At 58.0% G+C, this 22,991-nt stretch carries 19 protein-coding genes; 7 read left to right on the top strand and 12 right to left on the bottom strand.

Annotated elements, in window-relative coordinates:
* Positions 1-19 precede the first annotated feature (19 nt).
* Complete coding sequence (locus ASE07_RS06830) at positions 20-379, top strand: hypothetical protein (protein WP_057290063.1); 360 nt, start codon at positions 20-22, stop codon at positions 377-379.
* 247 nt (positions 380-626) lie between these two features.
* Here the strand turns inward: ASE07_RS06830 and ASE07_RS06825 are convergent, their stop codons facing one another.
* The 10 genes from ASE07_RS06825 to dapC form a co-directional block, all read right to left on the bottom strand.
* Positions 627-1,448: a Rossmann-like and DUF2520 domain-containing protein gene (locus tag ASE07_RS06825; RefSeq protein WP_156396434.1), complete on the bottom strand. Its 822-nt coding sequence runs from the start codon at positions 1,446-1,448 to the stop codon at positions 627-629.
* A 17-nt stretch (positions 1,449-1,465) separates the two neighbouring features.
* Positions 1,466-2,053 (bottom strand): GNAT family N-acetyltransferase, encoded by a 588-nt coding sequence (locus tag ASE07_RS06820; protein ID WP_057290061.1) that lies wholly within the window; start codon positions 2,051-2,053, stop codon positions 1,466-1,468.
* 19 nt (positions 2,054-2,072) lie between these two features.
* Entirely contained in the window at positions 2,073-3,179 is a 1,107-nt protein-coding gene (locus tag ASE07_RS06815) for a CaiB/BaiF CoA transferase family protein (protein WP_057290060.1), read from the bottom strand.
* Positions 3,180-3,274: 95 nt separating this feature from the next.
* Positions 3,275-5,266 carry an ATP-binding cassette domain-containing protein gene (locus ASE07_RS06810; protein ID WP_057290059.1) on the bottom strand — a complete coding sequence of 664 codons (1,992 nt, stop codon included), beginning with the start codon at positions 5,264-5,266 and terminating at the stop codon, positions 3,275-3,277.
* Positions 5,263-6,153 carry a 50S ribosomal protein L3 N(5)-glutamine methyltransferase gene (gene prmB, locus ASE07_RS06805; RefSeq protein ID WP_057290058.1) on the bottom strand — a complete coding sequence of 297 codons (891 nt, stop codon included), beginning with the start codon at positions 6,151-6,153 and terminating at the stop codon, positions 5,263-5,265. Before prmB ends, ASE07_RS06810 begins: the two co-directional genes overlap by 4 nt.
* A gap of 81 nt (positions 6,154-6,234) precedes the next feature.
* Positions 6,235-7,362 (bottom strand): succinyl-diaminopimelate desuccinylase, encoded by a 1,128-nt coding sequence (gene dapE, locus ASE07_RS06800; protein WP_057290057.1) that lies wholly within the window; start codon positions 7,360-7,362, stop codon positions 6,235-6,237.
* On the bottom strand, positions 7,359-7,715 hold the full coding sequence (locus ASE07_RS06795; RefSeq protein WP_057290056.1) for an ArsC family reductase: 357 nt from the start codon (positions 7,713-7,715) through the stop codon (positions 7,359-7,361). The genes dapE and ASE07_RS06795 overlap by 4 nt, the downstream gene beginning before the upstream one ends.
* 29 nt (positions 7,716-7,744) lie before the next feature.
* A complete protein-coding gene (locus ASE07_RS06790; RefSeq protein ID WP_057290055.1) occupies positions 7,745-8,878 on the bottom strand; it encodes a PilT/PilU family type 4a pilus ATPase in 1,134 nt (377 codons plus the stop codon).
* Between the two features lie 211 nt (positions 8,879-9,089).
* Positions 9,090-9,917, bottom strand: a complete 828-nt coding sequence (gene dapD, locus ASE07_RS06785; RefSeq protein ID WP_057290054.1) for a 2,3,4,5-tetrahydropyridine-2,6-dicarboxylate N-succinyltransferase — start codon at positions 9,915-9,917, stop codon at positions 9,090-9,092.
* A gap of 33 nt (positions 9,918-9,950) precedes the next feature.
* Positions 9,951-11,144 (bottom strand): succinyldiaminopimelate transaminase, encoded by a 1,194-nt coding sequence (dapC, locus tag ASE07_RS06780; protein WP_057290053.1) that lies wholly within the window; start codon positions 11,142-11,144, stop codon positions 9,951-9,953.
* 187 nt (positions 11,145-11,331) lie between these two features.
* Between dapC and smc the strand changes: the two genes are divergently transcribed.
* Positions 11,332-14,862, top strand: a complete 3,531-nt coding sequence (gene smc / locus ASE07_RS06775) for a chromosome segregation protein SMC (protein WP_082583991.1) — start codon at positions 11,332-11,334, stop codon at positions 14,860-14,862.
* A gap of 114 nt (positions 14,863-14,976) precedes the next feature.
* On the opposite strand, the gene ASE07_RS06770 is transcribed toward smc, so the two are convergent.
* Positions 14,977-15,219, bottom strand: a complete 243-nt coding sequence (locus ASE07_RS06770; RefSeq protein WP_057290052.1) for a hypothetical protein — start codon at positions 15,217-15,219, stop codon at positions 14,977-14,979.
* 580 nt (positions 15,220-15,799) lie between these two features.
* Here ASE07_RS06770 and ASE07_RS06765 point away from each other — a divergent pair.
* The 5 genes from ASE07_RS06765 (at position 15,800) to kefC (ending at position 22,227) form a co-directional block, all read left to right on the top strand.
* Complete coding sequence (locus ASE07_RS06765; RefSeq protein ID WP_057290051.1) at positions 15,800-16,912, top strand: cell division protein ZipA C-terminal FtsZ-binding domain-containing protein; 1,113 nt, start codon at positions 15,800-15,802, stop codon at positions 16,910-16,912.
* A 1-nt stretch (position 16,913) separates the two neighbouring features.
* Positions 16,914-19,031, top strand: a complete 2,118-nt coding sequence (gene ligA, locus ASE07_RS06760) for an NAD-dependent DNA ligase LigA (RefSeq protein WP_082583990.1) — start codon at positions 16,914-16,916, stop codon at positions 19,029-19,031.
* A gap of 117 nt (positions 19,032-19,148) precedes the next feature.
* Entirely contained in the window at positions 19,149-19,685 is a 537-nt protein-coding gene (gene def / locus ASE07_RS06755) for a peptide deformylase (protein ID WP_057290050.1), read from the top strand.
* A gap of 132 nt (positions 19,686-19,817) precedes the next feature.
* Complete coding sequence (kefF, locus tag ASE07_RS06750; RefSeq protein WP_057290049.1) at positions 19,818-20,435, top strand: glutathione-regulated potassium-efflux system oxidoreductase KefF; 618 nt, start codon at positions 19,818-19,820, stop codon at positions 20,433-20,435.
* Positions 20,425-22,227: a glutathione-regulated potassium-efflux system protein KefC gene (gene kefC / locus ASE07_RS06745; protein WP_057290048.1), complete on the top strand. Its 1,803-nt coding sequence runs from the start codon at positions 20,425-20,427 to the stop codon at positions 22,225-22,227. The genes kefF and kefC overlap by 11 nt, the downstream gene beginning before the upstream one ends.
* A 7-nt stretch (positions 22,228-22,234) precedes the next feature.
* Here kefC and ASE07_RS06740 read toward each other — a convergent pair whose 3' ends face one another.
* The gene (locus ASE07_RS06740; protein ID WP_057290047.1) at positions 22,235-22,981 is read right to left on the bottom strand and encodes a pseudouridine synthase; all 747 of its coding nucleotides are present in this window, start codon (positions 22,979-22,981) and stop codon (positions 22,235-22,237) included.
* Positions 22,982-22,991: the final 10 nt, after the last annotated feature.

Here is a 22,991-nt window from a genome sequence, read left to right as displayed (position 1 = left end):
GACTAATCGGTTATCGACAATGCGACTCAAACTCCTTGGCACATTTCTTCTGTTGGCGCTCGGCGCGGCGATCGCAATCGCTTCGCCCTCTGACGGTTGGCGCTCGGGACGCGAGATCGTGCGGGCTTTTCAAGTGCAGGGCGTAGCGCAAGAGCGCGGTGACTTCCGTCATCAGCGGGAGCAGGCTCAGCCCGATCGACGCCGGAGCCGGGACATCGTCGGCCAGGATAGCAGCGGCTACGGCGGTCCTGCAGAAGGACGCACCGGTGAGGCCGCCGAAAACGCTCGCCGGCAGGGCAGGCTTAGTGCTGACGAGCGGCGCGCGCTGCGCCGTCAGATTGACGAAGTTGGTCACGATATTTACGGCCCGAAGCGCTAAGGCAAAATTTTTCGGTGTGGTCCAACCTGGTACACGCAGAGCCTGCAATCCATCTGTCTGAATCACTTCAATTTTCTCCCGGAGACCTGAATCGCAGAACGGCGGTTGCTGCGATTTCTCATGCAATCCGCCCTGACGGTCGCAACGTCAAAACAGCTGGCATTCTTGAATAATTGTTTTACCTGCATATCGTGTTCGGCCGCTTCGCGAAATCAGACAATTTCTTTAGTTGCTCCAGGTGCCGGATTCAAGCTTTGTTGCGGCGTCGAGCCGCGATGTCGGCAGTCAGCTTTCCAAGTTGCTTATAAAGCTCGCCATGTCGTTCGTCCCATGCATTGACGCTCCGATATTGCCTGACGGCTGTGGCAATGTCTCCGCGTGCGATCGGGCCGGTGAGCGCTTGCGTCGTGCCGAGCCGAAATACCCCGTCGACCGTGCCGCGTACCAGGGGCTCCATCAATTGCAACGCCGTCTCTTCCGCGATGCCGGCTTTCACATATGCCTGTACGGCAACGTCGAGCACAGTGACCAGGTAATTTGACGCAAATACCGCCGCGGCGTGATAGAGCGTTTTGAATTCTGGGTCGACATGAACAATTTTTGCGCCAATGGAAGTAAACGCCGCATTGAGAAGCTCCAGCGCCACCATATCCCCTTCGGCACCGCAATAGGTTCCCGTAAAGCTTTGCACAACTTCTGCCGGATCGGCAAAACTGCGAATGGGGTGCACGCTGGCAACCAACGCGCCGCATGCCGAGGCTGCCGCAAGGGCAGAGGAGGAAAGGGCCCCGCTGCAGTGAAAAACAATATCGCCGTGTCGCAAGAGGCCACTGGCGGCCAGGCTTTCGCAAGCGGCTGCAATGTCGTCATCGGGCGTCCCGATCAGCCATACGTCTGCGGGCTGCAATGCATTTAAATGGGCAATCGGCACGCCGCCATGCATGAAGCCTGTCGCCAGGGCGGCACTGTGATGGCTGCGGTTGAGCACTTGGCCAATCGTGAATGCGCCACAGTCATTCCATAGCCGGCCTAGGGTCATGCCCAGCTTGCCGCAGCCGATGATATTCATGGTAGGTAAGATATGCATCACAAGGCCCTTTCACTTCCATTGGCCATCACGCGCCGAACTGCGGACCAATCCGTTTCCAGCAGTGAATAGCAATTCAGGTTATGGAAACGGTTATCCCAATAAGCCTGCTCGCGATGAATGCCCTCAAAGCGAAAACCCAGCCTTGTCGCCAGTCCGATCGATGACGCATTGTCCGGATGTGTTTCCGCCTGAACCCGGTGCAGACGCATCATGCTAAAGCCGTAGTCCAGCACGGCGGTAAGCGCTTCACGCATATATCCCTGCCGCTGGCAGTCGCGGGCGATCTCATAGCCAATGACACAATTGCGCCAGCTTCGATTCCAGCGGAACAGCCCGCAGGTGCCGATCAGGCGCCGGTCCTCGACGCGTTCGAGAGCCCAGCGGAAACCGGTGCCGGCGTCGAACCAGCCAGCAAACAGTTCCGCCAGTTGCGCTGCTTCGGCCGGATCCTTGACCGGATCGACACCATACCAGCGCATCCATTCCTGGTCCGAGTGAATCGTGAAGAGTGCGTGAGCGTCTGCCGGCGATATCTGCCGCAGCCGCAGGCGGTCAGTCAGCAATTCAGGAAAGAGTGTCAGCATGCGCACGGTTTCACTCCTGTCATGAATCGAATTTGACTGCAGGGCCAGTCGCCCAGTATTCACCTTCGGTTGGATGTTTGCTGCGCACCGCCATGCCACGTGCCTCGAATAGCGGATGCGACAAGGCCTCGTCGGTACGGAGGACCGGAGTTACGCAACAGTCAGACTTGCTGAAACGTTCGGTCCAGGTGGCGAGCGTTTCCTGAGAAAAGATGGCATCCAGTTCCTTGCGCACAGCCAGCGCATCAGTGCCGCCAACTTCCTGTCCAAGACTCCAGTGGCGCGACTTGAGATCCGGGCGGCCAAGTACCTCGCAGCAGCCTTCCCAGAATTTCAGTTCCAGCGCACCCACCGCCATGAAGCGGCCGTCGCTGGTGCGATAAACGTTATAGCAGGGCACGCCGCCCGTAAGCAGATCCTGGCCTGGATCTGCCGGCTTCCCGAAATTATTCACTGCTACTAAAGGCATGATGTTGTGGGCAAATACCGCATCGGTCATCGACACGTCGACGAATCGTCCAGTCCCGCCGCACTTAACGCCAACCAGTGCAGCTAGAATGCCTTGGACCGCGGCCTGCGCGCCGCCCAGCAAGTCGCCGACCTGGAGATTGCCCAAGGCGGGAGTCCCGTCGCGCCCCACGTTTTGTTCAAGCATGCCAGCGATGCCGATATAGTTGATGTCATGCCCGGCCAACTGCGAAAAGGGGCCGTCTTTGCCATAACCGGAAATTGCACACATGATCAGTCTGGGATTGCGCTCCTTCAGGACATGCCATCCCACACCAAGCTTGTCCATCACGCCGGGCCGAAAGCTTTCGACCACCACGTCGGCAGTAGCGACCATGTCCAGGAACGCTGTCCGGTCCTCTGCATTTTTCAAATCGAGGCGCAAGGATTGCTTACCGCGATTGACCGCGACAAAAAATTGCGACACCTCGTTGCGCACCGGGCCCATGGTGCGCGCGTAGTCACCCATACCCAAGTCTTCAATCTTGATGACTTCCGCACCCATGTCGGCAAGATGCATGGTCGCCATCGGACCCGGCAGCAAGCGCGTTAAGTCCAGAACACGAATCCCGTGCAGGGGCTTGTCAATCGGCTGGGCAGAATGGTGTGCTGGCGACATGTGTCTCTTTCCGTCTTTTGCGGTTCTTTTCCTGGTTTGACCCGATGCCCGTTGTGACGACGCCTATCTTATCGCGTCGCTGAACGGGCGGTATGTTATGCGGATAACTGTTCGAGTGCGTCCTGCTGTTCCAGCCACTCCGTTTCCAGTTGTTCCAGTTCCTTTGCCAGATAGGCTTGGTCAAGGATCAATGCTTTCAATTCTTCCTTCTTCGCATCGTCGTAGATTGACGGATCGGCCAGCTTCGCATCGACTTCCGTCTTGCGCGCATTGAGCTTAGCCATCTGTTCGTCCAGGCGCTTGATGCGCGATTCGATCGGTTTTTTCAGCGAAGACAGGCGCTGCCTTTCCTCTGCTTCCAGGCGCCTGCGCTCTTGCCGGTCTTCGCGGGATTCACGCGATTCAGCGCCAGTGACGCCAGTTTGGATGTTCGCACCGTCCGCCTTGCCCGTTGTCGGCAACGTGACATCGGCCTTGCCCAGCTTGGTCTTGAACAACCAGTCCTTGTAATCGTCGAGGTCGCCGTCGAAAGGCTGCAGCTTGCCATCCGCCACAATCATGAACTCATCGGTGGTGGCCCGCAATAGGTGGCGATCGTGTGATACGAGTACCAGCGTGCCTTCGAATTGCGCAAGCGCCATGGTCAGGGCCTCGCGTGTTTCCAAATCCAAATGGTTGGTTGGTTCGTCGAGCAGCAACAGGTTGGGGCGCTGCCAGACAATCAGCGCCAGCGCCAACCTGGCCTTTTCGCCGCCAGAAAATGGAGCGATCTTGCTGGTCACCATTTCGCCACCAAAATTGAATCCGCCAAGGAAGTTCCGCAACTCCTGTTCACGCGTGGTTGGTGCGATTTTGGCCAGGTGCCATAAGGGTGATTCGTCATGTCGGAGCATTTCGACCTGATGCTGAGCGAAATAACCGATCGACAAGCCTTTGCCAAGGCGCACGTCGCCCTCCAGTTGCTTCAGCTCGCCGGCAATGGTTTTCACCATCGTCGATTTACCAGCACCGTTGACGCCGAGCAGGCCGATGCGCTGACCGGTCTGCAGGGAAAAATTGACCCCCCGCACGATGGGCTTCTCGGTGACCTCGTTGTCGTTCTCGATCCGGTAACCGGCAATGACGTCTTCCATCACCAACAAAGGATTCGGCGCGCTGAGTGGCTCGCGGAACTCAAAGGAGAACTCCGCAGCGGCGCGCAGTGGCGCCACTTCCTCCATCTTTGCCAGCATTTTCATGCGACTTTGCGCCTGCCTTGCCTTGGTGGCTTTCGCCTTGAAGCGGTCGATGAAGGATTGCAGGTGGGCGCGCTGCCGTGACTGCTTTTCGGCGGCAGCCTGAGTCAGCGCCATGTGTGCGGCACGCTGGCGCTCGAAGGAAGAGTAGTTGCCCGAATAGCGCTTAAGCTTGCGCTCATCGATATGAACGATCACATTGACGACGCCATCGAGGAAATCGCGATCGTGCGAAATGATAATGAGCGTGCCTTCGTAGCGCTTGAGCCAGTCTTCCAGCCAGATGATCGCATCAAGGTCAAGGTGGTTGGTCGGTTCGTCAAGTAGCAGCAGTTCGGAAGGACACATCAGCGCCTGGGCCAGATTCAGGCGCATACGCCAGCCGCCGGAAAAACTGGCGACAGGCTGCTGCATCTGATCGATGCTGAAGCCAAGACCAGTCAGCAACTGCTCTGCACGCGAGCGCACGGTGTAGGCGTCAGCGTCGGCGAGCGCTGCGTGCAGCTCACCAATGCGTGTGCCATCGCCATGGCTTTCCGGACCGCTTTCCAGGGCCGCAAGCTCGGCTTCCAGTCGGCGCAAGTCGGCGTCGCCGTCAATTGCGTATTCCAGCGCAGGACGATCCAGTGCAGGGGTTTCCTGCGCGACATAGGCCATGCGCCATTTCGTGGGATAGTCGACTTCGCCGAGATCGGCGTGGAGTTCGCCGCGCAGCATCGCAAACAGGCTGGACTTGCCCGCGCCGTTGGCGCCGATCAGGCCGATCTTGTCGCCCGGGTTCAAGGTCAGGTCGACATCTTCAAGCAGCGGCTTGATGCCTCGTGCGAGGCTGACATGCTGAAAACGTATCATTGCTTCTTCAATTGGTCTGCGGTCAACAGGAATACCATGTCGTCGCCTGCGCTGGTCGATACCCAGGTAAGCTCAAGGTCAGGAAACGCCGCTTCCGCGAAAGCGCGCTCATTACCGATTTCAACGATCAGGACACCGTTCCTGGTTAGCCGCTCCGCCGCGCCAGCGACGATCTTGCGCACCAGATCCATGCCATCGTCTCCGCCTGCCAGCGCAACTTGTGGTTCACGGCGGTACTCTTCCGGCAGCTTGGACATCGAGCCGGCATTGACATAAGGCGGGTTGGTGACGATCAGGTCGTACTTCTTTTTCGGCACGCTGCCATACAAGTCGGACTGAATCAGGCTGATGCGGTCTTCCAGTGCATAGTCGGCGACATTGCGCCGCGCCACTTCCAGCGCATCGGCCGAAATATCTACCGCGTCGACTTGCGCGTTCGGGAATGCATCGGCCAGCATGATCGGCAGACAGCCTGAACCGGTGCACAGTTCGAGAATGCTGGTCACCGATTCCGCGTCCTCAACCCACGGTGAGAATTGTTCCGGAATCAGTTCGGCGATGAATGAGCGCGGCACGATGACGCGCTCGTCGACATAGAAACGATAGTCGCCCAGCCATGCCTCATTGGTCAGATAAGCAGCGGGCACACGTTCACTGGTGCGGCGCTCGATGACTTGCAGCACCTGCGCTGTTTCATTCGGCAACAAGTGAGCATCAAGGAAAGGTTCAAGCTTGTCGAGCGGTAGTTTGAGTGTATGCAAAATCAGATAGGCGGCTTCGTCGAAGGCGTTATTGCTGCCGTGGCCGAAAAACAGATTGCCGGTGTTGAACCGGGTAACGGCGTAACGCAACAGATCGCGAACAGTAGTGAAATTATTGGGTGTCATGAAGAGAGGGTGTTGAAGTGTTCGGTTATCCCGACGCGTATCGGGTATCAAAAACGGGGGCGGCGAAGGTGGGAAAGCGTGCTACAGCAGCAGGTTTTCCAGCGTACGCCGGTAAATGTTTTTCAGTGGATCGATGAAGCGCAGCTCGATGTTCTCGTCGATCTTGTGAATACTTTCGTTGGGTGGTCCAAATTCGATCACCTGCGGACAGATCTGCGCAATGAAACGGCCGTCCGACGTGCCGCCGGTCGTCGACAAATCGGCATCGATGCCGGTCTCGCTCTTGATCGCGCGTGTAATGGCTTCGCTGAGTTCGCCGCGCGGCGTCAGGAAGGGCAGTCCGCTGATGGTCCACTTGATGTCGTAGCCAAAATCGTATTTGTTCAGTATCTCATGTACGCGCGTCTGCAGTCCTTCGATGGTGCTTGCCGTTGAAAAGCGGAAATTGAAATCAACGACAACTTCGCCGGGGATCACATTGCCTGCGCCTGTGCCGCCATGGATATTTGACACCTGCCAAGATGTGGGCAGATAGTACTCATTGCCTTCATCCCATTTTTCGCAGACAAGTTCAGCCAGGGCCGGGGCGGCAAGATGAATCGGATTCTTTGCGAGCTGCGGATAGGCAATATGGCCTTGTACGCCCTTGATGATCAGCCTGCCTGACATCGAGCCGCGCCTGCCGTTCTTGATCACATCGCCCAGCATGTCGCTCGAGGTAGGTTCGCCGATAACGCAATAGTCAAGCTGCTCGCCACGTACCTTGAGCATGTTGCAGACAACGGCTGTGCCGTCGGTCGCCGGCCCTTCTTCATCGCTGGTCAGCAGAAAGGCAATGGAGCCGCGATGCCCGGGATGGGCCTCTACAAATTCTTCGACCGCGACCACCATTGCCGCAATCGACGTCTTCATGTCGGCGGCACCACGCCCGAACAATCTGCCGTCACGTCGTGTCGGCGAGAAGGGGGGCGAAGTCCATTGTTCCACCGGTCCGGTTGGCACGACATCGGTATGTCCCGCAAAGACGATCAGTGGCTGGGCGTTGCCTTTGCGTGCCCAGAGATTGCTGACATTGCCCGACCTGATGGTTTCGCAACGGAAGCTGAGCGGCTCCAGGTGTGAAATCAGACGTTGCTGACAGCCGTTGTCGTCCGGTGTCACGGACGATAATGCAATCAGTTCCTCGGTCAGGGCAAGCGTGCGGCTCATGACTTGGCGAAGTGTTGCTGATAGAGCGAGTCGGAAAAGCCGACATATGCGGACTTGTCGTCGACCAGCACTGGTCGCTTGATCACTGAAGGCGTTTCCAGCATCAGTGCGACAGCACTCCCGGCATCGACGATTGCCGCTTTCCGCTCTTCAGGCAAGCCGCGCCATGTTGTGCCTTTGCGGTTGACCAGCGTTTCCCACGGGACGTGTTTAAGCCAGCCGTGTACGGTATCCGCGTTCAGTCCCGCTTTCTTGAAATCATGAAAGGTATAAGGAACGCCGTTCTGGTCGAGCCAGGTGCGCGCCTTCTTGACGGTGTCGCAATTGGGAATGCCGTAGAGAGTAATTGCCATTGAATTGAAAAAGTTAAAAAGGTAGAGGCTCAGACGTTAAGGGTGAATTCCGTAAAGGTCGGGCCGTCGTCCTTCTTTGGTTCCGGTTCGGGTTCCGGCGCCTTGCCTTGGGCGTTATTGATCAGCCAATAGAGATTGGTCGCGGAGTCCGCATTGGCCAGCGCCTCTTCCTGTGTAATTACATCGTCCTGGATCAACTGCATCAGTGCCTGCTCAAAAGTCTGCGATCCCGGCGACATGCTTTTTTCGATCGCTTCCTTGATCTGGCTGATGTCGCCCTGTTCGATCAGCTCGGCGATATGGCGCGTATTGAGCAGCACTTCGACCGCCGCGCGGCGGCCGCCATCCTTGGCGAGCACAAGTCGCTGGGACACTACCGCCTTGATCGTGGCTGCAAGATCCGGTAGCAGCGAAGGACGGTTTTCCAGCGGGTAGAAATTGATGATGCGCGTCAGCGCCTGATAGCTGTTGTTTGCATGCAGGGTGGCGACGACAAGGTGGCCTGACTGCGCATAGGCAAGCGCCGCAGCCATGGTTTCCTTGTCACGGATTTCGCCGATCAGGATGCAGTCGGGTGCCTGCCGCAGCGCATTCTTCAATGCGACTTTCAGGCTTTCGGCATCGGTGCCGATCTCGCGCTGGTTGACGATGGATTTCTTGTTGGTGAACAGGAATTCGATCGGGTCTTCCAGCGTCAGGATATGGCCGGTCTTCTGGATGTTGCGGTGATCCAGCATCGCCGCGATGGTGGTTGATTTTCCGGAACCTGTCGCCCCTACCACCAGGATCAAGCCGCGCTTTTCCATGATGATGTCGGCCAGGACCGGAGGGACACTCAGGTCCGAAAGGCGCGGGATATCGCCCGGAATGTAACGGAATACCGCGGAGATGGTGCCGCGCTGCCGAAATGCGGAGAGACGGAAACTTCCCAGCCCGGAAACGGGAATACCCATATTGAGTTCGTTATGGGTTTCCAGTTCCTGCAATTGCGCAGTGGAGATGACTTCTGCAAGCAGCGACTTGATTGTCGCGTTGTCCATCTTCTGCTGATTGACCGGAAGAAGATGTCCATTGATCTTGATATGGATTGGCGAATTGACCGTGATGAACAGGTCCGATGCCTTTTTGTCCTTCATTAACTGGAACAAGCGATCCATCGCCATGTCGGCCTCCGTGCGTGTTGTGCGGAATTTGCGGGACAGGTGGCCCTGCCCGCTGGTAAAGCGTTGAATCCGGTATGGCCGTCCGCGTTGCGGTTAGCCTGGCTTTGCGAGGGCGGGGCGCGCCAACATGACGCCCCGCTTCCGCGGTAAAACGATCAGGCCATCAGGCCATCAGGCCATCAGGCCATCAGGCCATCAGGCCATCAGGCCATCAGGCTTCGCGCAGCAGTTCATTGATCCCGGTCTTGGCACGGGTCTTCGCATCCACGCGCTTGACGATAACGGCACAGTACAGGCTGTACTTGCCATCAGCGGATGGCAGGCTGCCCGACACGACGACCGAGCCGGATGGAATGCGGCCATAGCTGACTTCGCCGGTGGCGCGATCGTAAATCTTGGTCGACTGCCCGATGTAGACGCCCATCGAAATCACGGAATTTTCTTCGACGATCACGCCTTCGACGATTTCCGAACGCGCGCCGATGAAGCAGTTGTCTTCAATGATGGTCGGGTTGGCCTGCATTGGCTCAAGCACACCACCAATGCCAACGCCGCCCGACAAGTGGACGTTCTTGCCGATCTGTGCGCAGGAGCCGACAGTAGCCCAGGTATCGACCATGGTGCCTTCATCGACATAGGCGCCGATGTTGACGTAGGAAGGCATCAGCACAACATTCTTGCCAATGAAGCTGCCACGGCGTGCCACTGCCGGCGGAACTACCCGGAAGCCGCCTTTGGCGAAATCTTCAGCGGTGTAGTTGGCAAACTTGGTCGGAACCTTGTCATAGAACTGCATGTCGCCGCCGGCCGGCATCGGCACATTGTCTTCGAGGCGGAAGGACAGCAGGACGGCTTTCTTGACCCATTGGTTGACGACCCAGTTGCCGCTGTCTTTTTGAGCGACGCGAAGGGTACCCTGATTCAGCTGTTCAAGCACATGCGCCACGGCATCGCGGACTTCGGCAGGAGCGGATTTCGGCGAAAAGTCGGCGCGGTTTTCCCATGCCTGGTCGATGATCTGTTGGAGTTGTTGAGTCATTTGGATCGCTTTTTTCGTAAGTGAATCAGGAAATCAGGAAAGTTTCTGGGTAAATTCGACAATGCGGCGCGCCGCTTCCAGGCACTCCGACACTTCAGCCACCAGTGCCATGCGAACCCGGTTCTGTCCGGGGTTGATGCCGTGGGCATCGCGCGCAAGATAACTGCCGGGCAACACGGTCACATTATATTCGGCATGCAGACGCTTCGCGAACTCGGTATCGGACAGCTTGGGCACCTTGGCCCACAGGTAAAAGCCGGCGTCCGGCAGTTGTACGTCGAGCACTTCTTGCAGCAGCGGCGTGACATCATTGAACTTGGCGATGTACTTGGCACGGTTTTCCGCCACATGTTGTTCATCATTCCATGCTGCAATCGACGCAGACTGAATCGATGGACTCATCGCGCTGCCATGATAGGTGCGATAGAGAAGGAATTTTTTCATGATCTCGGCATCGCCGGCAACAAAGCCGGAACGCATGCCGGGCACGTTCGAACGCTTGGAGAGGCTGGAAAAAGCGATCAGGCGGCGGAAATCGCTACGTCCGAGCTGGTGCGCCGCTTCGAGGCCACCCAGCGGCGCAACCGACTTGAAGTAAATCTCGGAATAGCATTCGTCGGCGGCAATCACAAAACCATAACGATCCGACAACGCGAACAATTCCTTCCAGTCTTCCAGCGTCAGTACCGCGCCGGTCGGGTTGCCGGGGGAACATAGATACAGTAACTGCACCCGTTCCCATACGTCGGCCGGGACACTCCGGTAATCGGGCGCAAAGTTGCGCGCCGGGTCGGAATTGACAAAGTAGGGCTCCGCGCCGGCGAGGTAGGCCGCGCCTTCGTAGATCTGGTAGAACGGATTGGGGCACATCACCAGCGCACCGGGACGCGGATCAATGATGGTCTGCGCCAGCGCGAACAATGCTTCGCGAGAACCGTTGACCGGCAATACCTGTGTGGCGGCATCGACCTTCGGCAGTCCATAGCGGCGTTCCAGCCAGCCGGCGATGGCGGCACGCAAGCCCTCGGCGCCAGTGGTCGACGGATAGCTTGCCAATCCGCTAAGATTGTCCGCCAGTGCATTCTGGATGAACGCAGGCGTCGGATGCTTGGGCTCGCCGATGCCTAGGCTGATCGGAGAATAATCGGGATTCGGCTGGATGCCCGCAAAAAGCTCGCGCAGCTTTTCGAAAGGATAAGGTTGTAATTTGGTTAAGAGCGGGTTCACGTGGGAGAGCTCGGCAAAAGATAGGGAATGCTAAAAGAAACAACGCGGCATTATACCGTCCGCCGTGTACTGCGCGTCCGCCACACCGGATGGAAAATGATGTTCTGCGGACTTGAAATGATATGATAAGGCCCTTTCACGGGGGCTAACTCCGTTCTAGTTTAACTCGTCTGGAACAGTCGACAACGTGCGCCTAACTTCTCTTAAATTATCAGGATTCAAGTCCTTCGTGGATCCCACCAACTTCCAGGTTCCCGGTCAGTTGGTCGGTGTCGTCGGCCCGAACGGTTGCGGCAAGTCCAATATTATGGACGCGGTACGCTGGGTGTTGGGCGAGTCCAAGGCCTCCGAACTGCGTGGCGAATCGATGCAGGACGTCATTTTCAACGGATCGACCAACCGCAAGCCGGCCGGTCGCGCATCCGTGGAACTCGTATTCGACAACAGCGACGGCCGTGCTGCCGGGCAATGGAGTCAGTATGCGGAAATCGCCGTCAAGCGCACACTGACCCGCGACGGCACCTCGACCTATTACATCAATAACCAGGCAGTGCGCCGCCGCGACATCCAGGATATCTTCCTCGGCACCGGCCTTGGACCGCGCGCGTACGCGATCATCGGCCAGGGCATGATTTCGCGGATCATTGAAGCGCGCCCCGAAGACCTGCGCATCTTTCTTGAGGAAGCGGCCGGCGTGTCGAAGTACAAGGAACGCCGTCGTGAAACCGAAAACCGCCTGCAGGACACACGCGAAAACCTGACTCGTGTCGAAGACATCCTGCGCGAACTGAACACCAACCTCGAAAAACTTGAGTCACAGGCGGCAGTCGCCCAAAGGTTCCGCGAATTGCAAGCCGACCAGGACGAGAAGCAAAAGCTTCTCTGGCTGTTGCGCAAGAACGAGGCAAAGTCCGAACAGGAAAAGTTTTTCCGCGACATCGAGAAAGCCCAGACCGATCTGGAAGAGCAGACGGCCAAACTGCGGCACGTCGAGACCGAACTCGAACACATGCGGCAGGCGCACTACGGCGCCGGTGACCGCATGCATACCGCGCAAGGCAACCTGTACCAGACCAACGCTGAAATCGGCAGTCTGGAAGCGCAGATTAAATTCGTGATCGAATCGCGCAACCGCCTGCAAACCCAGTTGAATTCGCTGACCGCCCAGCGTGACCAGTGGCAGCGCCAGAGCCAGCAGCAGCAGGAAGAGCTGGAAGAGGCCGAGATGCACCTGGAAGAACACGGCATGCGTGTTGAACAGGCCCAGCAGGCGGCGCACAGCCAGAACGACGTGATCCCCGCACTCGAACAGTCCTGGCGCGAGCTTCAACTCAAGACCACGGAGTCGCGCGGCAAGATCATGCAGATCCAGCAGCAGATCGAGCTGGAATCGACACACCAGCGCAATGCTTCCAACATCCTTGCCAACCTCGCCACACGCCGTGAGCGCCTGTCGCAGGAAAAGAACGGCATGTCGCTACCGGACACCGCCCACCTGAGCAACCTCAGGATGCAGCTGGAAGAAAAGCAGGCGTCGCTGGAAGAAGCGCGTGAACATCTGGAAGCCGCGCAGGAACAGCAGCCCAGACTCGAAGAAGAACGTCGTGTCGCCCAGCAGCAGGTCAACACCGAAACCGCCAACAATGCCCAGCTCGAAGCACGCCTGAGCGCGCTGAAGCAGCTGCAGGAAAGCGTGCAGACGCAAGGCAAGGTTCAGCCATGGCTGAAAAAGCATGAACTTGGTGACCTGCCGCGCTTGTGGCAAAAGCTGCATATCGACCAGGGTTGGGAAACCGCGCTGGAATCGGTGCTGCGTGAACGCACATCGGCGCTCGAAGTGTCCAACCTGGATTGGGCCAAGGCATTCTTCAATGATGCGCCGCCGGCCAAGCTGGCCTTGTTTACCCCGAATGAAACCGCTCAGCCAGCAGTCGGCGAAGCACCTGCCGGCCTCAAGCCTTTCATCAACCTGCTTCAGCTGAATGATCCGGGCCTGCGCGCCTTGATGCAGGACTGGCTGAGTAATGTATTTGCTGCGGACGATTTCAATGCCGCCTTTGTTGATCGTGCCAAGCTCCCGGTCGGTGGCTATTTTGTTACGCGTCAGGGCCATGTCATCGGCAAGACCAGCGTGCGTTTCTACGCATCGGATTCCGAGCAGGATGGCATGCTGGCGCGTCAGCATGAAATTGAAAACATCACCAAGCAGCTGCGTGCCCAGCAGATGCTGGCCGACGAAGCGAAGTCGCGTGCGGTTCGCGCCGATGCCGCCGTTTCGCAGGCGACACAGCGACTGCAGGAACTGCGCCAGCGCGTCACCACGCTGACGCAGGCGGTTCATGGCCTGCAGATCGACGTCATGAAGCTGTCCGAAGTGCAGGAGCGCTTCAACCAGCGCAGCACGCAGATCGAAACCGATCTGGCAGAAATCGCCGCACAGGAAGCTGAGCAGCAACAGGCCAAGGCGGAATCGGAAGCCAAGTTTGAACAACTCGACATTGAGCTGGCAGAGCTGCAGGAAAACCATGAAGATGGCCAGACTGCCTACCTCGCCAAGGAACAGCAGCTCAATGACGCGCGCCAGCGGCTACGCGAGCTGGAGCGTGCGGCACAGGAAGCCGAGTTCGCCGAAAAGGCACACCGCAACAAGATCGAAGAACTCAAGCGCGGCATTTCGACCGCGCTGGAACAGTCAGCGCAGCTGTTTGCCAGCATGCAGCAGGGCAGCCTGGAACTGGAAAGCCTGGACGACCAGGCCGCGCAGGCCGGTCTGCAATCGCTGCTGGACAAGCGATCCGACCAGGAGCGTGCGCTGGCCGATGCCCGTCATGAACTCGACCAGCTGACCCAGAAACTGCGGCATTCGGAAGAAGCGCGCATGCAGGCCGAACGCAGCCTGCAACCGCAGCGCGACCGCATCATGGAACTGCAGCTGAAGGAACAGGCAGCACGCCTGAACCAGGAACAATATGCGCAGCAGCTCGCCGAGGCGCAGGCCGACGAAGCTGCGTTGGCGGAAAAGCTGAACGCCGATATGCGCCCCTCTTATCTGCAGGGCGAGGTTACCCGTCTGACCAACGCCATCGCCGCGCTGGGCGCAGTCAACCTGGCCGCGCTGGACGAGCTTGCGCAGGCTTCAGAGCGAAAGAATTTCCTCGACGCTCAGCACGCCGACCTGACTGAAGCAATCAATACGCTGGAAGACGCGATCAACAAGATCGACCGTGAAACCCGCGACTTGCTGCAGGACACCTTTGACAAGGTCAACAAGCACTTCGGCGAGTTGTTCCCGATCCTGTTCGGCGGCGGTCAGGCCAAACTGATCATGACCGGCGAAGAGATTCTTGACTCCGGCGTGCAAGTCATGGCACAGCCGCCCGGCAAGAAAAACGCGACGATTCACCTGCTGTCCGGTGGTGAAAAGGCATTGACGGCGACTGCGCTGGTGTTCTCGATGTTCCAGCTGAATCCGGCGCCGTTCTGCCTGCTGGACGAGGTCGATGCGCCACTGGACGACGCGAACACCGAACGTTTCTGTAATATGGTCAAGCGCATGTCCTTGCAGACGCAGTTCCTGTTCATTTCGCATAACAAGATTGCAATGGAAATGGCGCAGCAACTGATCGGCGTCACCATGCAGGAGCAGGGTGTATCGCGAATCGTGGCGGTGGACATGGAGTCGGCTGCGAGCTTTGCCAGCGAGGCGGAGGCAGCCTAACAAGCATATGAATGGGGCGTCGGACGGGAATGAGCCTGAAGATGGTCAAGGCCGGGATATCCGAAGACCAGCCTGGCAGCCTGAAGGAGGGCCTCCTTCAGGCAACGATGCCCATCAGTTACGCGCCGAACGTGCCAGGGCGGCGCGCTTCTGGTAGTAGGCGACGTTCATTTGCGCTTCCTTGGCGCGCTGCTGCTCGACGTCGGCGCAGATCAGGTAGTGACGCTCCGCGCGTTGCAGCCACCAGTGCTGAAGCGAACGCAGGATGGGGCTCAGCGACATCATGGCCAGATCTTGCAGTTTGAAGTCTTTTGCGCCGGAAAGCTCAAGTTTCGATTTGATCGTCTGTGTATTCATCGTTGCTCCTCGAATGCTGGTTGTCCCGTTTTCAGTCCGTCCCGACGCGCTACGAAACGGTCGTGACATCGTGCTTGCTCCATGATCAACGTTCATGCGGTTCTCCCTAATCGAAAGGATCTTGGTATGCTTCGTTTCTTTGGTACGCCAGATGGTGCGACACTGCGTTATGACCGCTTCAAGCCCCCGAATATGTCGCGCCGGAATAATTGTTATTCTTTATTTCGCGCCCCTGCCGGGTATTGACGAGGGTCAACGGAGTGAACCCATCCATTCGGCAATGATCAATGCCTCACGTACATTTTTTCCTGCAAGCACCAAAAATGATGCTTTACGAACATTTCGACAGCAAACTACCTGCCTTGACAACTTTATGAGCGGACACTACCCTCAGTTCCTGTTTGCTAGGCAAATCGGCAGTCTGCATGGGGTATGAAATAAATTTTGCTCGCAGGCAATGTGCCGCAGAGGCCAACTACTTTTTGTTCTTCGAAATGACCGAAACCATCTCGCAACCTGGCATTCCCGCTGATCCGCGGCAATGCCGTAAATGCGTCAACCATAACAAGGGCCATTGCGCATGACCGACCTCCAAGCAAGCCTGATGGCAATCGGTGGCACGATAGTCGTAGGCGTTATCAGCTATAATAAATGGCAGGAATACAAAGCCAAGAAGACGGTGCAACGCGCCTTTGCGTCCGAGCACGACGATGTGCTGATGAATCCGGGCGCAGCAACCGACAGCGGCCCCGAGACACGTCACGAGCCCACGCTGGCACCGGACAACGTAACTGCACCATCGCCTGCGACAGAACCGGCGATTGCTGCTTCTGCGGCTGTAGATAGTGCGTCCGCACCTGCGGAAGCGCCAGTGGAAGCCCCGGTACGCCAGCCACAAAAAGAATTGCCGGTCGATGAACTGATTGATTGCGCGATCGCCCTCGAGCTCGGCGGTCCGGTGCGCGGCGAAAAAATCCTTCCCAAGCTGCAAACTTTGCGTCATGTCGGCAACAAGCCCGTGCATTTCATTGGGCAGCGTGAAGATGGCAACTGGGAAACCGTGGCCCATGGCGCCCTGTATTACGGCTTATTTGCCGGTGTCCAGCTCGCTAACCGCAGCAGCGCACTTAATGAAATTGAATATTCGGAACTGATTACGCGTCTTCGACAGATCGCGGACGACATCGAGGCCGAACTGGATGTGCCCGACATGGGCGCGGTCATGGCAAGCGCCCGTTCCCTACATCAGTTTGTCGCCGAATACGATGCCCAGCTGAGCGTCAATATCCAGGCCAAGGGCGCACCGTGGGCAATTAATACCCTGCTGGCTGCGCTGGAACGTCAAGGATTTGACTTACGTCCGGATGGCCGTCTGGTGATGCCCGACGGCGACGGCGGCGTGCTGTTCTCGTTGTCTACCAATGTCAGCCTGGCAGCAGAAACGACGACTCGCCTGACGCTGTTGCTGGATGTTCCCCGCGTCACTCCTTCGCACGACGGATTCGGGGCCATGATCGCTTGCGCGCGCATGCTCGCCGCCCGTCTCGACGGCGTGGTGGTCGATGATGGCAACCAGCCGCTGACCGATGCCGCCCTCGCCGAAATTGCCGAGCAGGTCGCCGCCTTCTACACCCATATGGAAGAGTCGAATATTCCAGCCGGTTCGGTTCGGGCCACGCGTTTGTTCAGCTGACATGCAAAATGATTTTTTTCCTGATTCGCAAGCGGGAGGCGTGCACAAGCCCGAAGTGAATCACTGGCAGGAACGTGCTGCCTGGCTAAAGGCTGAACTCAACCGTCACAGCCATGCTTATTATGTGCTGGATAATCCGACGATTCCAGATGCGGAATACGACAAGATGTTCCGCGAACTGGTCGAGCTGGAGCAGGACCATCCTGACCTGGTGACATCGGATTCTCCAACGCAGCGCGTCGGCGGCAAGCCATTACCGCAATTCGAGCAGGTTAGGCATGCGTTGCCAATGCTGTCGCTGAACAATGCGTTTGGCGAGGAAGATATCGTCTCCTTCGACCGTCGCGTGCGCGAAGGCCTCAACACGACCGAGGACATTACCTACTCGACCGAACTGAAGTTCGACGGGCTGGCAATCAGCCTGCGTTATGAAAACGGTTACCTGGTCCAGGCGGCAACCCGAGGTGACGGCACGACCGGTGAAAACGTCACCGCCAATATCCGCACCGTCCGTGCTGTGCCGCTGCGCCTCAATACCGATACGCCGCCGGCTGTGCTGGATGTGCGCGGAGAAGTGCTGATGTTCAAGGCCGACTTCGCGCGCCTCAACGAAAGGCAGCGTGAAGCCGGGCAGAAAGAATTTGCCAATCCGCGTAACGCGGCTGCCGGCAGTCTGCGACAGCTCGACTCGCGCATCACTGCGCAGCGCACGCTACGCTTCTTTGCTTACGGCATCGGCGTGCTGGAAGGGGCCGGGATGCCGGGCTCGCATTCCGCACTGCTCGACTGGTATGCAGCGATGGGACTGCCGGTGTGCCGCGAGCGTGCAGTGGTCAAAGGCGCAAAGGGTTTGCTGGACTTTTTCCATTCAATCGCGGAAAAGCGTCGCGGACTTGCGTACGATATCGACGGCGTCGTGTACAAGGTAGACCGGCTCGATCATCAGCAGCGGCTTGGTTTCGTATCGCGCGCCCCACGTTTTGCCATCGCCCATAAATTTCCCGCCGAAGAAGCCATGACGGTCGTGCAGGATATCGGCGTGCAGGTGGGCCGTACCGGTGCGATTACCCCGGTTGCGCGTCTTGCGCCCGTCTTCGTTGGCGGCGTCACCGTCACCAATGCCACCCTGCATAATGAGGACGAGGTTAACCGCAAGGATATCCAGATCGGCGACACCGTCATCGTGCGTCGTGCCGGCGATGTGATTCCCGAAGTGGTTGCTTACGTTCCGGAACTCCGTCCGGATAATGTGCGGCGTTTTGTGATGCCGGCGACTTGCCCGGTGTGCGGTTCGCCCATCGTGCGTCCCGAAGAAGAAGCGGTCGCGCGCTGTTCCGGCGGCTGGATCAAGTGCCCGGCACAACGCAAGGGCGGTTTGCTGCACTTCGTGTCGCGTCGCGCCCTGGACATTGAGGGCTTCGGCGAGCAACTGATTGAACAGCTGGTCGACAAAAACATCATCACCACCGCTGCCGACCTGTACAAGCTCGGCCTGACCGCTCTTGCAGAACTTGACCGCATGGCGGACAAGTCGGCCCAAAACGTCCTGAAAGCACTTGAGAAATCCAAGTCGACGACGCTGGCCCGCTTCATTTACGGCCTCGGCATTCGCCATGTGGGCGAAGCAACCGCCAAGGAACTGGCGCGTCATTTCGGCAATCTTGATGCCTTCCTGCGTGCTTCCGAAGAACAATTGATCGAGGTCGCCGACATTGGGCCCGTCGTGGCGCGTTCCATCGTCAGCTTTCTGTCGGATCCGCTCAATATTGAATTGATTGAACAGCTGCGTGCCGCCGGAATCCATTGGCCCGAATCCGAACCGGCGGCAGCGGTACCCAAGCCGTTCGCCGGCAAGACCTTTGTACTGACCGGCACATTGCCCAACATGACGCGCGATGAAGCCGCTGCGCGAATTGAGGCGGCGGGCGGCAAGGTTGCGGGCTCGGTGTCCAAGAAGACCAGTTATGTGGTCGCGGGCGAAGAGGCGGGGAGCAAGCTCGTCAAGGCACAGGAATTGGGCGTCATGATTCTGGACGAGCCCGGGTTGCTTGGCTTGCTGGATAGGCAGCTACCAGAAGTGGAGCTGCAACAAGAGGAGCAGCAACAAGGGGAGCGGTGACTCGGTGTTTAAGCGGCGGATCAGCGTGAGCTGGATGCTCTGGCACTTCTTGAAAAGCGTGTAAAACGAAAAAGAGTTGTATAACCTTGATGAGCACCGAAAGATCCGGAGACTGATATGGCCGTATATGACATCCTGAAAATGGGCGACCCACGCCTTCTGCGGCATGCTGAACCGGTTACTGAATTCGGCACGCCCCAATTGCTTGGCCTGATCGAGGATATGTTCGAAACGATGCACGCCGCCGATGGCGCAGGACTTGCCGCACCGCAGATCGGAATCAACCTGCAGGTGGTGATTTTCGGCTTCAAGAAGAACGTGCGCTACCCAGACGCGGCTCCGGTACCCGAGACCGTCCTCATCAATCCCGTGATCACGCCCTTGTCCCCGGACATGGAAGAAAACTGGGAAGGCTGCCTGTCGGTTCCCGGATTGCGTGGCATGGTGCCACGCTGGGCCCGAGTGCATTACGAAGGTTTCGATGCGCATGGCAACCGGATCAGCCGTGAAGCCGAAGGCTTTCATGCACGCGTGGTGCAGCATGAATGCGATCACCTGATCGGCACGCTGTATCCCATGCGCATCAAGGATTTTTCCAAATTCGGTTTTATGGATGTCCTCTTTCCCGATATGAAAGCCAGCGACGACGATTGATCCGGATTTCGGCGTTCAAGCATCCGGAAAGCAGTGGCGCCTAGTTTTGTTACCATGTCTGGCAATATCAGGGTCTTGAGGGCATAGCATGCACTCTGGCCGCCATCCATCGGTCCCGTAAAACACATAAAAATGACATCGCCGCCGCGCATCCTGATCCTCTATGCCCATCCTTCCCACGGCACATCCCGGGTGAACCGGCGACTGCGCGAGCACGTGCAGGACCTTCCCAACGTCCGGGTGCATGACCTGTATGAAATGTATCCGGATTTCCATATCGACATTCCGCATGAGCAACAGGCGCTTGAAGCGAGCGATCTGATCGTCCTGCAGCACCCGGTACAGTGGTACAGCATGCCTTCGCTGCTGAAGGAATGGATAGACGTCGTGTTCGAACACGGCTGGGCCTATGGCCATGACGGGCATGCCTTGCGCGGCAAGGATCTGATGCTGGTTGCCACGACTGGCGGAGCTGCTTCGGCGTACCAGCCGGACGGCTATCATCGCCACACCTTCGATGCTTTCCTTCCGCCTTACGAACAGACGGCCCACCTGTGCGGCATGCGCTGGCTGCCACCGCTTATCGTGCATGGCACGCGACGCGCCAGCGAAGAAGAGATGGCATCGCAATTCAATACCTACCGCGAACGACTTTCGACTTACCCCGCATGGTCAATGCGAATCGAGACGCCCGCCGACCGCGACCCCATCGAGCCTCAACTGCAGCCAGGAAATCCGAATGACGCATAGCCTCCTGTTCAATGCTCTGATTTACCTGGCGGCGGCCGTTGTTGCCGTTCCTATCGCCAAGCGTTTCGGACTGGGCGCGGTCCTCGGTTACCTGATGGCCGGGGTGGCAATTGGGCCGTGGGGCTTAGGCCTGATCAGTGGTGTCGAAGATATCCTGCACTTTTCCGAATTCGGCGTCGTGCTCTTGCTGTTCCTGATCGGTCTGGAACTCGAACCCCGTCGCTTGTGGTCGCTTAGACACTCGATATTCGGTTGGGGCGGGGCGCAGGTTGCGCTGGTGACCCTGGGGCTCTTCGCCGCCGGCTATGCGATCGGCGCGGATTGGAAAACCGCCCTAATTGCCGGACTGGGACTGTCGCTGTCATCGACGGCGATCGCCCTGGCGACCCTGGACGAACGCAATCTGATGCCGACCGGGGCCGGTTCGGCATCGTTCTCGATTCTGCTGTTCCAGGATATCGCAGCGATTCCCATGATCGCCATCGTCCCCATGTTGGGCGGCGCCGCTGCCGGCGAAGGAAATGGCTGGATGACCGCACTCAAAGTTGCCGCCGTACTAGGCGGCCTGGTGCTGGTTGGGCGTTTCCTGATGGGCCCCTTGTTCAGGCTGATTGCGAAGGCTGACATCCGCGAAGTGTTTACGGCATTAGCCTTGCTTCTCGTCATTGCCATTGGCCTGCTCATGCAATCGGTTGGCTTGTCGATGGCGCTGGGCAGTTTTCTGGCCGGCGTGCTGCTGGCCGATTCGGAATACCGGCATGCGCTGGAGACTGACCTTGAGCCATTCAAGGGACTGCTGCTTGGCCTGTTCTTTATTGCAGTCGGCATGTCTATCGATTTCGGCGTCCTTCTGCGCCATCCCGGAACGGTGCTTGCATTGGTCGCCGGATTTCTCGCCATCAAATCGGCCGTTCTGTATGGACTGAGCAAGCGCTTTGGCATATTGCCGGGGCAGCAGCCCTTCTTTGCCATCGTTCTGTCACAGGGCGGTGAGTTTGCGTTTGTGATTTTTGGCGCCGCGGCAACCGCCAACGTGTTCTCCGATGAAACCGCATCGATGCTGATGGTGGTGGTCGCGTTGTCGATGGTGGCAACGCCGTTGCTTCTGGTGTTGCACGACAAATTCATCGCTCCACGCTTTGAATCCGCCAACGAACGCCCCGACGATGAAATCGATGGTGAGGCGCAGCCTGTCATCATTGCCGGCTTCGGACGGTTCGGGCAAATCGTCGGACGCCTGCTACGTGCAAACCATATCGGCATCACGGTGCTCGATCATGACCCGGACCAGATTGACTTGCTGCGCCGTTACGGATTGAAGGTGTATTACGGTGATGCGACACGCGTCGATTTATTGCGTGCCGCAGGATGCGAGAAGGCGAGAGCGCTCATCGTGGCGATCGACAACGTGGAAGACAGTCTCGCGCTGGTTGATGCGGTCAGAGAAGAGTTTCCGCATGTGCCCATCCTGGCCCGCGCAAGAAACGTCACGCATTACTATGACCTGATGGACAGGGGCGTCACCGTGATCGAGCGCGAAACCTTCGAGGCAGCGTTGCAGCTTGGCCGGCGCACTTTGCAGCAACTGGGATTCGGCGCCTACCAGGCGCGCCAGGCAGCAATGAAATTCCGCGCCCACAACCTGAAGACATTACAGGCTGTTTATCCGTACTACAAGGATCAGGAACAAATGATTTCCATGGCTGCGCAAGCTCGCGAGGAGCTTGAGAATATGTTCGCAAGGGATGCGGAAATCGTGGCGGATAATAAGGACAGCGGCTGGAAGCAATAACGCCGCTCTAAAACTTTTCGTCCGCGCGAAGGTAGCGCCATTGTCCGGTCGGCAGATCGCCGAGCGTAACGCGCCCGATGCGTACACGCTTGAGCCCGATGACCCGCAGGCCTACCGCCTCGCACATCCGGCGGATTTGACGCTTTTTGCCTTCGCGCAGGATAAAACTTAGCTGGTCTTCGTTTTGCCACCGGACCTTGGCCGGTAGCAGCTTCTTGCCATCGAGAGACAACCCATGGTTGAGTAGCTTGAGATCGGATTCGGGCAGACGACCGGGCTTGGAATATTGCACACGCACCAGGTATTCTTTCTCGATCGACGTGTCTTCGCCAATCAGTTGTTTGGCAATGCGTCCATCCTGCGTCAGTACCAGCAAACCTACCGAGTCAATATCCAGACGCCCCGCGGGCACCAGGCTGCGCAGCTGGCTCGGATGGAACTGTATGGGCGCCTTGTCTTCCTTCCAGCGCGACTCGGCATTCACCAGGGTCACCGCCGGTTTATAGCCATCTTCCGCCTGCCCACTGACGAAACCCATCGGCTTGTTGATTAGCACCGTCACGCGACGCGCCTGTTCGGCACTGGCCTGGCGCTCTACGGTGATGCGCTGGTTGGGCAGCACCTTGCTGCCGAGTTCGGAGATGATCTTGCCATCGACACGGACCCAGCCGCGTGCAATCCACTCATCGGCTTCGCGCCGGGAGCACAGGCCAAGTTCAGACATGCGTTTGGAAAGGCGTACAGGTTCAGTCATCGGAAAATCA

The organism is Noviherbaspirillum sp. Root189, assembly GCF_001428545.1.
Lineage (GTDB): Bacteria > Pseudomonadota > Gammaproteobacteria > Burkholderiales > Burkholderiaceae_D > Noviherbaspirillum.
This window is presented reverse-complemented; position numbering and strand designations above follow the sequence as displayed.

Bases quoted from the DNA above. Each gene is read 5' to 3' on its own strand.
- ASE07_RS06830 (WP_057290063.1), top strand. From the start codon at position 20: ATGCGACTCAAACTCCTTGGCACATTTCTTCTGTTGGCGCTCGGCGCG.
- ASE07_RS06825 (WP_156396434.1), bottom strand. From the start codon at position 1,448: ATGAATATCATCGGCTGCGGCAAGCTGGGCATGACCCTAGGCCGGCTA.
- ASE07_RS06820 (WP_057290061.1), bottom strand. From the start codon at position 2,053: ATGCTGACACTCTTTCCTGAATTGCTGACTGACCGCCTGCGGCTGCGG.
- ASE07_RS06815 (WP_057290060.1), bottom strand. From the start codon at position 3,179: ATGTCGCCAGCACACCATTCTGCCCAGCCGATTGACAAGCCCCTGCAC.
- ASE07_RS06810 (WP_057290059.1), bottom strand. From the start codon at position 5,266: ATGATACGTTTTCAGCATGTCAGCCTCGCACGAGGCATCAAGCCGCTG.
- prmB (WP_057290058.1), bottom strand. From the start codon at position 6,153: ATGACACCCAATAATTTCACTACTGTTCGCGATCTGTTGCGTTACGCC.
- dapE (WP_057290057.1), bottom strand. From the start codon at position 7,362: ATGAGCCGCACGCTTGCCCTGACCGAGGAACTGATTGCATTATCGTCC.
- ASE07_RS06795 (WP_057290056.1), bottom strand. From the start codon at position 7,715: ATGGCAATTACTCTCTACGGCATTCCCAATTGCGACACCGTCAAGAAG.
- ASE07_RS06790 (WP_057290055.1), bottom strand. From the start codon at position 8,878: ATGGCGATGGATCGCTTGTTCCAGTTAATGAAGGACAAAAAGGCATCG.
- dapD (WP_057290054.1), bottom strand. From the start codon at position 9,917: ATGACTCAACAACTCCAACAGATCATCGACCAGGCATGGGAAAACCGC.
- ASE07_RS06770 (WP_057290052.1), bottom strand. From the start codon at position 15,219: ATGAATACACAGACGATCAAATCGAAACTTGAGCTTTCCGGCGCAAAA.
- ASE07_RS06765 (WP_057290051.1), top strand. From the start codon at position 15,800: ATGACCGACCTCCAAGCAAGCCTGATGGCAATCGGTGGCACGATAGTC.
- ligA (WP_082583990.1), top strand. From the start codon at position 16,914: ATGCAAAATGATTTTTTTCCTGATTCGCAAGCGGGAGGCGTGCACAAG.
- def (WP_057290050.1), top strand. From the start codon at position 19,149: ATGGCCGTATATGACATCCTGAAAATGGGCGACCCACGCCTTCTGCGG.
- kefF (WP_057290049.1), top strand. From the start codon at position 19,818: ATGACATCGCCGCCGCGCATCCTGATCCTCTATGCCCATCCTTCCCAC.
- kefC (WP_057290048.1), top strand. From the start codon at position 20,425: ATGACGCATAGCCTCCTGTTCAATGCTCTGATTTACCTGGCGGCGGCC.
- ASE07_RS06740 (WP_057290047.1), bottom strand. From the start codon at position 22,981: ATGACTGAACCTGTACGCCTTTCCAAACGCATGTCTGAACTTGGCCTG.